Below are 12,890 nucleotides of genomic sequence, written 5' to 3'. Positions count from 1 at the left end.
CGGAGTTAGTTAATGCTCATAAATTTATCTGAAAAGTTTGAATATTTAAATAAAGTGATGCAATCAGTATCATTTTCAGATGTAAGGTTATCTCAAGAATTTAACTTTGCTTATGAGAATTTCATCAAAACTAATAAAGCTGGTGGTTATACAGCGGTAGAGTGGGCTGAGTATTCGACAAAAATAACAACTTCTACAGATAAATCTATATATTTATCTAACTTTTGGTTTTATATCGCCTATGAACTATCTGAGTTTCTTGAAGGGTTAAATAATCACCAGAAATTATTTTCTAATATATTTACTGGTGAGAATTTACAAGAGATAGCTAAAGCTTTAAGAGGCGGTTCAAGAGACTTTGACAAACAAATAGAAAGCTACTTTTATGCACAGAATTTATCACAGGATGATTTAGAACTATTTCGCAACTTTACATCCAATTATCCTAGCTGGGGCGGAGGTAAAACTATTGATAGAGAAGACTTTTTCATATCACCAATATTAAAGGCTGGTAACTTATTAGCAGAAACTCAGGTAGCAATTGCAGAGATAGCAAAACAATTTTCTGAAAGTGAAAGTTTAAAGTCAGTATTTGCCTGTGAAAAAGTAGCCACTTATACAGGAAATAAGTCGGAGGGAGGTAATATTCTCTCTGAATCATCAAGATCAGAGTTTGTGTTTAAGTTATTGTCACTATTAGTTAAACGCGGACACCATGGTAAAATATTTAGCTCTTTAGTAGATAAAAATAATGAGCATGGAAGCTATAATTTAGAGGATGGTGTATACCGCTTAACTTCTTTTTTTAAAGCTTCTAAGGTTAAGCTTGAAACTGAAGACTTAAAGACAGGTGGAAAACTTAGATTTTTTGAGTCACCATTTTTTGTAAATGACTTGTATTATTATTTGTCTAATCAATGGACCGATGGAACAGAATCAAGGCTGGACATTCAGTCCCTAATGCCACTATTTAATAATTTATATAACGATTATCAAATTTTGTTAAAAGAAGGCCGCTACATATTAATTTTCAACGGCACCAGCTCTTTTACTGCACTATCAAAACCCTTCCTACTTCTCGCTGGTATATCTGGTACAGGTAAAACCCGCTTTGTACGTGAACAAGTCAAAGCGAGTGGCTCGTTAAGTGAAACCTACTGTTTAACCTCGGTGCGTCCAGATTGGCATGAACCAAGCGATCTTTTAGGTTATGTATCTCGTCTCAATAAAAAGGTTGAATATGTCAGCACCGATGTGATCGAATTTATAGCTAAATCATGGCGCGCAATTATTGATTCAGATTTAGTGGTGAAAGAGCAAACAGATGAGAAAACTGGTGATATTAAATTGGTTGTCCAAGGTGATAGCGGCTCATTGAATGCTATTTTGCCTTACTGGCTCTGTTTAGATGAAATGAACCTTGCACCAGTTGAACAGTATTTTGCTGATTACTTGTCAGTTATTGAAACTAGAGAGTGGCAGTGGACCGAAGATGACTTCACTTATGCCTGTGATGCACTGTTAAGCGCAACTACAATCAGTCATCCAGACTATACAGATTCGCTACGTAAGCAGCTTGGGTTTGAAGGTGATAATTATGACAACGCTTGGCTACTGTTTAAAAAGTATGGCATCGGCATCCCCTTTAACTTAATTGTCGCTGGTACAGTCAATATGGACGAAACCACCCATGGTTTTTCCCGTAAAGTGATCGACCGTGCACTCAGCTTTGATTTTGGCGAGTTCTTCCCAAATGATATTGATGATTTCTTTGAATCAAAAAAAATAGCCAAGCCATTAAGTTACCCTGTCTATAGCCACGCTAAACTTGAGCTGTTTAAGGCAGTTGAGGCGGATAGCGATGCAAAAAAATCTACTTTATTTTTTAAAGCAGTCAATGAGGTATTAAAAGGAACTGCATTTGAGCTAGCATTCCGTGCCTTTAATGAGTTGTGTTTATCAGTGATTAGCTTTGCACCAAAGACAGATCATGAGCTGCAGGCAGTATTTGATGACTTTTTAATGTGTAAGGTGTTGCCACGCATTGAGGGAGATGAAGATAAGCTCGCAAGTCGCAATGAAGGTAACTTACTTGAGCAACTTGCACTTGTATTAGAAAGCGAGCTTAAGGATATTTGGCAAAATCAGCGCCCAGATCTGTATAGAGCATTCAATGATTCTGCTGATGAAAAAGTGCTAGAAACAGGCTGTCGTTCATATAAAAAGATTGAAACAATGACGGCTCAATTAACCTCTGGTTTTACTTCATTCTGGCCATAATAGCGCTGTAGGAATAATCGATAGCGATGACAACAAGTAAACGCGCTACCATCAAGCTTGAACATGATGACTTTACTGTTTATGTAAATTGTGATGATATCTTGAGCCCGTTAAAAAAACTGTCCCATACCTACTCACAACGTGAAGCCAATAAGCCTGCAGATAATGAAATTGCTGTTTTAGCAGAAGATTTTAAAGGAGCATATAAGGCTATATTTGATGATGAGTCGCCTTTAGAGCAGCCTTTCTTTTTTGAAAATCGTCAATATAGATTTGAAATTGAATTTAAAGAGCATGTGACCAAAAACTCAGCTGCTGTTAATCACAAACACCAGTTAATTGAAGACGCTTTTTACTTAAACCGAAACGGTAATGCACTTCAAGCTGCGCTCAATTTTGGCAATGATATAGGACGCTGTAGCTTTAAATTAGATTATCAAGTAAATGGCAATCCGTGCTCAGTAAAAATTAGCTTTAATATCTTTGCAACTAAGATGGTGGTGGAGCAAGATCTATCCTTAATCAATAACGCCATTGATAATGTTTATCCGCTATGGCGTTATAGTTTAAGCAGTAAAACCTTTCAACAGGTGGATAAGAGTAACCGCAGTGTTGATAAGTTTGAACTATTTTGGCTAGCACAGTTTGAACGCCTAGTAGAGGAGCTACAACTTGGCGTAAAACAGATCATCAATGCCCCTCATAACCGATTGCAGGCATTTACCAAGCAGCAGAAATTAGATCGAGTCAGCAAACGGTTAAAACCAAAACAACTTGAAAAAGCTCAGCAGCTGATGAAAGCAGGTATTACCGATCCACGCATCAATATTGGTTATAAAAAGTTAGCTGTTGATACCCCTGAAAATCGTTTCATAAAAATGGTGATTAATAGCACTTCCGATAAATTAAGATCGTTGATTACAGCGATAAATAACGAGAAAAACACAAAAGTTTCCAACTCGTTTATTAAACAGCTGCAAACTTGGCAAAAAAGCTTTAGTAAGGTGAGTAAACAACAACTTTGGCGCGAAGTGGGCAACTTTAATGGACTAAGTAGTGAGTCCAAAGTACTCCAGCAAAGAACTGGCTATGCCAAGGTCTACAAGGTATGGCAACAGTTAAAACACTACTTAAATAAAGCCAATGGTCATTCTGACATTTCAGTCAAATCGATAGCCGAACTCTATGAGATCTGGTGTTTTGTTGAAGTGATGGAAGTAATTAAAAGCCTTGGTTTTCAAGAGCAGAAACGCGAACTATCCAGATTAAAGCAAGTTCAGTTTGAAAAACAGTTTAGTAAAGATGGAATGGCGGCTGCATTTGAGTTTAAACGTGATTGTGATGGCATGGTAATTAAACTCGCTCACGAGCCTTCTTTTTCACCTAAAGGCACTGAAACTCGCACTTGGCTTGCTAATCAGCGCCCAGATATTGTCGTACAGGTAACGCTAACAAATGGTGAATCATTCTTAATTTTATTCGATGCTAAGTATCGAATTGATAATTACCAAATTAAGGGGAAAGACGCGGTACCAGAAGATGCAATAAACCAGATGCATCGCTACCGAGATGCCATCATTCACCAGCAACAAAGTGACAATGAAAAGCCAATAAAAAGCCGCCCTGTAATGGGAGCATTCGCTTTATATCCTGGATTTTGTGATCAAATAAAAGATGAAAACCCCTACCAAGAGGCAATAGAACAAATAGGTATAGGTGCTTTTGCCTTACTTCCTGATGCTCCGGACTCATCAAGTCACCGTTTGTGGTTGCAAAGTTACCTTAAACAGAAGCTGGGTGGGCCAAAATCAGCTTATCAGAAGCGAAGCAATGATTACTATTTTGTGGAGGATGCTGCACGTATACCACCCTATGGTCAAAATGCTATTCGTCATAACGGCTTAACCATGATAGCGCCTCTTAATGAGATCAACCGTGGTAACGCCTATATACAACAGGCAAGATCTGGCACATTAAAGGGTTACCATACCCAGCTATTAGCGACCAACCGCCAAAATGTACATCGAAATATTATCCGTGAAGTGCGTTACTTTATCGTGACCGTAAGAGATAACCCAACTGATAATACGCAGTATGGCCGATACCTTTATCGCGTTGCTAATGTAAAACTGCTACCAAGGCACAACATAGATGATAACTTGACAGGTAAAGTTAGCAGTGATGAACGCCTATATTGGTTATTTGAATTTACTGGTGAGCCAACCCCTCTCAAGAACAAACTAGAGATTCCCTATGAAGAGCATTTCAAGTTTAAGCTAACTAAAGCTGAGTACCTTGATGTAATTAGTAATTGGGATGATATAACAGATTCATATCAGCTCTACGCAGAACTTGATGAAACTTGGTAGCAGGCAAATGTGACTAATAGTCCGCACCTAACTCAGCATTGGCTTACAGCACAGGCTAAACCTATCCACCACAGAGAACACGGAGATCTCGGAAAAAAGCAAAATCGAAGAGATTCACTGCTTTTTAGAGATAAGGTGTAGATACGGCTGCGAGCTTCGATGACATGGAAGTCATCGCAGAGCCCACAGGGATTGTGCTCGTGGCGTCTCGCAGAAGTGTCTACACATAGCCCCGCTGGAGGCGATTAACATCAATAAGGTTTTGGTTCCCAATTATCGACTAAGTAAAAAAACCAAATTAGATTAGATAGTTAAAGCGATAAAATAGCTTCATCGTTGAAGCTAATCAACCCTGCTGCAAGCAATAAACACCAATAAAGCTATGGTTTCCAACAGTCTACCAAGTATTAAATCTAAATGGGAATCTGCCAGTAAAACGATGATATAACTTCATCGCTGAAGTTAACTAACCCCGCTGGAGGCGATAGATAAGATAACAGTAATGCTTAACTATTAACCCAGCCAATATAAGAAATATCCAAGGCTAACAACCTAACTTTAAAAAGTTACTTGCGTAACTTGTTAACCAACAAGTCACTAAACAAATTGGTTAATTGATGAAGTAATCGGTCATCAAAAATACAACAACTCAATGATCTGTTTAGAGATCACTTAAATCGAAGAAGTGCTATTCGATTTAGCCATATTCATGGTGGTGAAAATGTCCAAGCAGCCTAACTCCAAATAATCAAACGAGTGGTTTTATGCCACTTGTTTACCTCAATTGGTGTAATTTCATCTCTCCCTTATCCAACTAAATTCCAGATTTAATCCCGCCTCCTCACTCTCCAGCCTTAACTAGGCTACATTACAGCCCCCAATTTCCCCTGCTCAATAGCGTGTTTTTTTGAATACTGTTTTCTAATTTAAAGTCACTGGCTAACTCTGGGTGCTCAACGAATAAGCACCTTTTGAAATATCTTTACAAAACAAGTATTAACAATACTTAAAAATTAGATATTTCAGCTAGTAATTAGACAATTTTTAGCTCACCTAAACGGCAACAAGTATTTTACTTTTCATTTCGTTGTTTGGCCTATATCCCATTGCTAATATCCGCGCACTTTCCATTTGAAGTTATTTGTCATGCCAACTCACGAGCAGCTACTAACTGAAAAGCTACACTCTGAACACCTAAATCAGCAAAAGCCAGACACTGTAAAATTAACTACTGAAATGCAAAACCCAATCCTAGTTCAAGGCGCGATGGACGTTGAAGTCGAGAACCTTGTTGCAGCTCTAGGCGATGTAAAACAGAAGACATTTGGCTCATGGACTTTCTGGGAAGGCCTATTAGATGGGTATCCTGTTGTGGTCTCGCGTACCGAGATTGGTTTGGCCAATGCGGCCGCATCTACAACATTAGGGATTGAGCACTACCAACCAAAAGTTATCATCAATCAGGGCACTTCTGGTGGCCACGATCCAAAGCTGTTTCGCTCAGATATAGTGATTGGTGAAACCAGCTTTAATATGGGCGCTTACAAAATTGAGTTTGTTGAAAAAGGCCAAGGCATACACCCAACAACTTGGCAGAACTTCGATATGCCAATGTACCTGCGTGAAAACGGCGTTGTGGTTGAGCACAATCACTTTAAAGCTGACCCTACCTTAGTTGAAATAGCCCTGTCTCAAGCAAGCAGTTACACCCAAGGCAAAGTGGTAGTGGGTAGAATTGGTAGCTGTGATGAATGGAACCGTGAAGTTGACCGTATTAACTGGTTCCACGAAACCATGGGCACCTCAGTTGAAGAGATGGAAACCTCTGCGGCTGCGCAAGTTGCCGAGGCTTACAAACTGCCTTTTGTGAGTATTCGCGTACTGTCTAATACCGACCAACATAAGCAAGACTTTGAGCCGCAAACAGCGATTGATTGTCAGGTTTATGTGCTTGATGTCATCAAGGCATTAATCAAAACCTTTTAAAGCCGGTTTTACTAATTAACAGGCTATTTTACAGAGCCTTAAGTAACGGGAATACCTTTGGTATTCCCGCCCGCTGACGCTTGCCTAGAATAGTTTAATTTAACGCTTAATCAGGCTAAATATAGGCCTGATTTCAAGTGAATCCCTTTCTTTAACTTAGATATCAATAGACAAAATACATGCAAATATTAATCAGTATTGTTGGCATCATCGCCCTGCTTTCAGTGGCTTTTCTTGCGTCTGAAAACCGTAAAGCCATTAATTACCGCACGGTTGGACTGGCGTTTTTACTGCAACTTATAATGGGTGCGTTTGTCATCTATTCATCATTCGGCCAAGCCGTTATTTTAAATATGGCAGAAGCCGTTTCGACCGTGATTGGCTACAGTAACGAAGGTATGTCGTTTATGTTTGGCGGCCTTGTTAGCGATAAAATGTATGAATTGTTTGGCCCAGGTGGATTTGTTGTCGCCTTTAAAGTTCTGCCTATTATCGTGTTTTTCTCGGCTATTTCAGCGGTGCTGTACTATCTCGGAATTATGCAATGGGTGGTTCGCACTGTTGGAGGCGCACTGCAAAAAATCCTAAATACGAGTAAAGCAGAGTCTATGTCTGCCAGTGCCAACATCTTCTTAGGTGTGACAGAGGCACCACTGCTGATTAAGCCTTATATCCCTAAGATGAACCGTGCAGAGCTGTTTGCAGTAATGTGTGGTGGTTTAGCCTCGATTGCTGGCACCATGCTAGCCGGTTATGCCCAGCTTGGGATTAAGATGGAATATCTTTTGGCGGCTTCGTTTATGGCCGCTCCTGGTGGCTTACTGTTTGCTAAGTTATTAATCCCGCAAACTGAAAAAATAAACGATCAAGACCTAACGGTTGTAGAGGAAAACCCACCTGCCAATATTATTGACGCAGCAACAACCGGCACCATGAATGGTTTGTCATTAGCCATGGCTGTGGGCGCAATGCTATTTGCTTTTGTCAGTTTAGTAGCGCTAATGAATGGCATGATAGGTGGTATTGGTAATTGGTTTGGCTTTGATGGCCTAAGCTTACAGCTGATCCTTGGCTATCTATTTGCACCTATTGCTTGGTTAATGGGTGTGACCTGGGATGAAGCACTATTAGCTGGCTCGTTTATCGGCCAAAAAATTGTTATCAACGAGTTCTTTGCTTATATCAACTTAGCACCATATCTAAACGGTGACATGATTGTTGAGGCTACAGGCTTACCTATGTCTGAACGCACCCAAGTGATCCTATCATTTGCACTGTGTGGCTTTGCTAACTTAGGTACGATAGCGATTGCGATTGCCGGAATTGGCGGCTTGGTGCCAGAGCGCCGCTCTGAAATTGCATCATTAGGTTTAAAGGCATTATTTGCGGGTATCTTGTCGAACTTGATGGCAGCAACCATTGCTGGTTTGTTTATGAGTCTTGCTTAATCAGCCGATTCTCATTTGTTAGTTTGAACACAAGCCATTAGTCGGCCATCTCTAAACACAGCTCAACACTCTGTTTAGAGATGACCTAAATCGAAGAAGCTCTTTTAGATTTACCACCAAGCAAAGTGAGTAAGCTATCCACCACAGAAAACACGGAGATCTCGGAGAAAAGCAAAATCGAAGAGATGCACTGCTTTTATAAATAGGTGTAGGTAGGCAAGAGGGTCTCGAAAACATGGTGAGGTATTACGAAGTAATACTCTTCGAACGAGAGATAGGGATATCGAACTGGCCTTTTAACATGGACGTTATTGGTTTTCGTGAAGCGGCCATGGCAGAAAATGTTCCCTCGGTAACTGCTCCCTGCGTTACTCTACCTCCTGAATCCATTCAGTCGTACATTTTTCTGCATTTCCTACTCTGACCCATAAGGATATGGGAAATGTCTTTAAAGCGTCAGGAACGCTTAAGACCATGTAAGTCAGATAGCTTCACAGCGTCCCGAGAGCTTACCTACACATGAGGGCGTTCATTCACATCCATGTGATCACGACATTCGTATATCCATATACAGCACCTGCTGCAAGCAATAAATATCAATGAAGCCATGGTTCACAACTATCGACCAAGTATCAACCAAGTATCAACCAAGTATCAAAACCCAAATGGGAATGTGATAATAAAAACGATGATATAGCTTCATCGTTGAAGCTACCTCCCCTTGTTAATCAACAAGTCATTAAACAGATTAGTTTCAACCAACTCCCACTCATCGCACTTGTTAAACGCGGCATACTCATCAACCGCTAACCTAAACGCAGCGATAAACTCCTCAAGCTCAGAACTAGTTGCGCTAGTGCTAAAAGCGCCCTCCTCTATGGTGAGTTTCTGCAGTAAAAGCACTCCTTGTTTTCGCTCTGCCTTAACATCGACTCGGCCAATAAAGCGATCTCGCCAGAGTATTGGTAACGAGTAATAACCAAATTGCCGTTTGGCAGCGGGTACGTAAACTTCTATTTGATAATTGAAGTCAAATAGCTGATTCAATCGCTGCCGCTGGATCACTAAGTTATCGAAGGGGTTTAGCAGCCAGACACGATCTGGTAGTGAGGTTAATAGCTGCTGGTGGGGCAGATAGAAGTACTCTAAACCGGACTCAGTAAAGCGGGCTACTTCACCTGCTAAACACAGCTCATTAAGGGTTTTAACTAAGCTAGGTTTAATCTTTTTACGCAGATAAACCATCTGCTGCACAGTGCCGAAACCATGGGCGGTTAAATAACGATAGATAAGGTAGCGGGCAAACTCAGTGTCATCGGGCAGCTGCATATCGATATGAGAGGGTAATATCCGCTCGGTCAGATCATAGACCTTTTGAAATTTATCCCGCTGCGCCACCATAAGATCGCCATGCATAAACAACTGCTCTAACGCACGCTTAGCCGGTTTCCAATCCCACCAACCTGTAGTGGCAGCTTTTGAAGTATTGGTAAAATGGCTGGCTTTTAGTGGTCCTTCAGCTGCAATTTTAGCTTTTACCTCCCGCATCACCTTATGCTCAGGCTCAAACCAGTGCTTACCGCCCTGCTTTAGTTGTTGTTTCTGCCACAGACTAAAGCGAAAATCTTCAATTGGCAGATAAGCAGCGGCATGGGACCAATATTCAAATATCTCACTCTTGGCCATGGCAGAGTCCAACATCGATGTTTGATAGTCAGAGATTCGATTAAAGAGTACATGGTGGTGCGCCCGCTCCACCACATTGATGGAATCTATCTGCACATAACTCAACTGCTCTACAGCTTTACTGACTGAATCAGCAGGTGTAAGCAAGCCCTGCTGTTGCAGATTGAGCTGTAACCACTCATTCGCTGAATATGGACTCGACATCATTCCCCTTCAATAAATTAAAATTTATTGGTATCAAAGTTGAAAAAGCACGACTTTAAAACACCAAAAATATCGGTCATCAAAAATATAACCTTATGTAGAATAAACTTAAACCGAAGATGATATTTCAATACGTAATAGCTTTTTACCACGGAGAACACGGAGTACTCGGAAAAAGGTAAGCCGAAGAAGTTCTTTTAGATTTACCACCAAGTGCAGATACGATTATTACATTCCAAAGCAAAGTAAGTTTCAAAGAAGTAAAGCTATCCACCACAAAGAACACGGAGATCTCAGAGAAAAGCAAAACAAAAATAAAAAAGCCAAATAGAAGAATTGACCTCAGGCTTATCAACCAGTGTAGATGCAGCTGCGAGCTTCGATGACAAGGCCGATAATATTCCCTTCATTATTCGGCATTTCCTACTATCCCTGTAGGTCAGATTTCATCGCAGAGCCCACAGGGATAGTGCTCGCGGCGTCTCGCAGAAGCATCTGCACATAACCCCGCTGGAGGCGATAAATACCAATGAAGCTTTGGTTACCAAGAATCAATCAAACATCAAAAATTTAATGGAACACTCAAAGCGATGATATAGCTTCATCGCTAAAGCTAAATTACCTTTTGTTTAATCGAGCAAAGTAATCATCTGCAGCCGCTTTCACCTTAGGTGCCAGCAATAGCGCTGAGACCATAGTGGGTATCGCCATTAAGGCGTAAGCACCATCGATAATATTAACTATCTCATCTAAGGTCGCTGTCGCGGCAAACAAGATAGCCAGCAGGAAGAAGTATTGGTAATACTTCACTCGCTTGGCCCCAAACAGAAAACTAAAACATTGGCCGCCGTAAAAGGCTTGGGTAAAGATGGTACTGATACTAAAAAAGAACACACAGACTATCAGTAAGTAAGGTCCCACTCCCGGCATAGTCGACTCAAAGGCTCTGGCAGATAAACTAACGCCGGATACATCAGTGGTCTGCCATACGCCAGAAATCAATATGATCATCGCAGTGGCGCTGCAGACCAGCAAGGTATCGATAGCTGGGCCCAACATGGCAACTAAGCCCTCTTTCACGGGCTCACTGGTTTTCGCACTGCCATGTGCCATCACTTCTGTACCTATTCCCGCTTCATTAGAGAACGCAGCGCGGCGGATGCCGATCAACATGGTGCCCAGTATGCCGCCGCCCACTGAGTTGAGTGAGAAAGCTTGCTCTACAATTAGACTAAAATATCCGGGGATCTCCTCAATATGGGTAGCGATAACATAAAAAGCGCAGCTCATATAAAGCAGTATCATGGTTGGCACAACACTGGATGCCACGCTGGCTATCCGCTTTATTCCCCCTAAGATCACGCTTGCCACGAGAAACATAACAACAATTCCCATGGAGAGATCTAACCAAAAAGTGGGTTGATCTTCACCATAGAAACCTGGCTTGATGATCAGCCACTCTTTGAGAATTTGAACCAGCTGATTGGTATTAAACAGAGGGAAATTACCCACTAAACCAACCACACAGAAAAAGACCGCTAAGAAGTGCCACTTTTTCCCTAGCCCCTGAGTAATAATGTACATGGGGCCGCCCTGCACTTGGCCGTTTTCATCTTTGCCTCGATACATAATGGCGAGAGTACAGGTAAAAAACTTGGTCGCCATACCAACAATGGCGCTGATCCACATCCAGAAAATAGCCCCTGGGCCACCCACCACGATCGCCACTGCCACACTACCAATATTGCCCATTCCCACAGTACCAGCCATAGCACTGGAGAGTGCACCGGCGTGGCTGATATGGCCAACAGCCCCCTTATCAGGGTGTTTGCCTCGAACAATAGCCACTGCATGACCCAGATATCTAAAAGGGATAAAGCGAGAGTAGAGAATAAAGAAGAGCCCGCCCCCCACTAAGAGCACCAACATATGTGGTCCCCAAGCAAGATCGGCAAATTCAGCAGAGATGGATGCTAACGTCATAGTTAACCTAATGTAGCTATTTGAGATATAAGCCCAAGCTATAGATAAACAGATGAATTAACAAACAGTAAGTGGTTAGAGGGGAATATATAAGTGGAGGTTAGAACTTAAAACCCAATGACTCTTGCAGTGTCATCTTGAAGCTTGTTCAGGATGACAGGCTCTAACCATTATCATTTAGCTCTTGTTCAAGTTGAGCCACCTCTTCTGATGGCGTATCTAAATACGCAGACAGGTCTTGGTAAGTTAGCCAGATGGCGTAACAGATAACGGCGTAACACAGGTTGCGAAACATAATAGCGACTCATAATTTTACTCTGACACAGTAAATATAACTGACAAATTATGAAGAAAACACTGTCAATATCTTGCCGATTTTATTCATGTTTTTTCCATTATTGACCCTTTTAAAATACGTCAAAAACTCGCTAGAACGTCATTTTTTTGAACATTTTTTAAGCTGACAATTTAACTTAATCACAAGCATAAACTACCCAAATATTTTATGCTTTCAGCTCTTAGCTATCACACCTTAACCCTCCTCTTAGCTTCAACTCCTTTAATAAAATATAAGTAAAAACTAAAATAAATAGACAGATAAACAGTATGTTAAAAATATTCCGTCCTCTATCAGTTAAGTCGAATGACAAGATAAGCTCACCTTTAATTAGCGAACCTTATCACCGCAAACCATAAGATAATGGCAAGTAATGAGGTAGGCCAATGCAAAACTGTGCAGGCTTAAGGGCTACAAGTTTAGGGAGTATCTATTTTTAAAAAGTTTTAAAAAACTCTTTAACTATTCAAATTAAATCTAAACCGATCATCATAAATAGCGGTAAATCTTCTGTCATTGCCCTTTTTGACACTTTTTGAGCACTTATCAATCAGTCGAAGCAGAACTCGCTGTAAAAAACAGCAAATAAGAGTAGAA

The 12,890-nt window shown here is 40.9% G+C and carries 7 protein-coding genes; 4 read left to right on the top strand and 3 right to left on the bottom strand.

Translation table 11 applies throughout. The annotated features are described in order from the left end of the window. The first annotated feature begins 12 nt into the window (after window positions 1-12). The 4 genes from SWOO_RS26340 to SWOO_RS25235 all read left to right on the top strand — a co-directional run bounded on the left by SWOO_RS26340 (window position 13) and on the right by SWOO_RS25235 (window position 8,083). Window positions 13-2,280, top strand: a complete 2,268-nt coding sequence (locus SWOO_RS26340; protein WP_012327483.1) for a hypothetical protein — start codon at window positions 13-15, stop codon at window positions 2,278-2,280. A gap of 26 nt (window positions 2,281-2,306) precedes the next feature. Next, window positions 2,307-4,649 carry a DUF2357 domain-containing protein gene (locus tag SWOO_RS25245; protein ID WP_012327482.1) on the top strand — a complete coding sequence of 781 codons (2,343 nt, stop codon included), beginning with the start codon at window positions 2,307-2,309 and terminating at the stop codon, window positions 4,647-4,649. 1,146 nt (window positions 4,650-5,795) lie between these two features. Beyond that, window positions 5,796-6,635 carry a 5'-methylthioadenosine/S-adenosylhomocysteine nucleosidase gene (locus SWOO_RS25240; RefSeq protein ID WP_012327481.1) on the top strand — a complete coding sequence of 280 codons (840 nt, stop codon included), beginning with the start codon at window positions 5,796-5,798 and terminating at the stop codon, window positions 6,633-6,635. Between the two features lie 179 nt (window positions 6,636-6,814). Further along, entirely contained in the window at window positions 6,815-8,083 is a 1,269-nt protein-coding gene (locus SWOO_RS25235) for a NupC/NupG family nucleoside CNT transporter (protein ID WP_012327480.1), read from the top strand. Window positions 8,084-8,794: 711 nt separating this feature from the next. Here SWOO_RS25235 and SWOO_RS25230 read toward each other — a convergent pair. The 3 genes from SWOO_RS25230 to SWOO_RS26420 form a co-directional block, all read right to left on the bottom strand. Then, window positions 8,795-9,973, bottom strand: a complete 1,179-nt coding sequence (locus SWOO_RS25230; protein WP_012327479.1) for a winged helix-turn-helix domain-containing protein — start codon at window positions 9,971-9,973, stop codon at window positions 8,795-8,797. Window positions 9,974-10,591: 618 nt separating this feature from the next. Next, on the bottom strand, window positions 10,592-11,956 hold the full coding sequence (locus SWOO_RS25225) for an alanine/glycine:cation symporter family protein (RefSeq protein WP_012327478.1): 1,365 nt from the start codon (window positions 11,954-11,956) through the stop codon (window positions 10,592-10,594). A gap of 163 nt (window positions 11,957-12,119) precedes the next feature. Next, window positions 12,120-12,251: a hypothetical protein gene (locus SWOO_RS26420; RefSeq protein WP_258955850.1), complete on the bottom strand. Its 132-nt coding sequence runs from the start codon at window positions 12,249-12,251 to the stop codon at window positions 12,120-12,122. Between the last annotated feature and the right edge of the window lie 639 nt (window positions 12,252-12,890).

It is taken from the genome of Shewanella woodyi ATCC 51908 (genome assembly GCF_000019525.1).
Classification (GTDB): domain Bacteria; phylum Pseudomonadota; class Gammaproteobacteria; order Enterobacterales; family Shewanellaceae; genus Shewanella; species Shewanella woodyi.
Note: the sequence above shows the minus strand (reverse complement) of the source record. Positions and strands in the feature narration are given on the sequence as shown.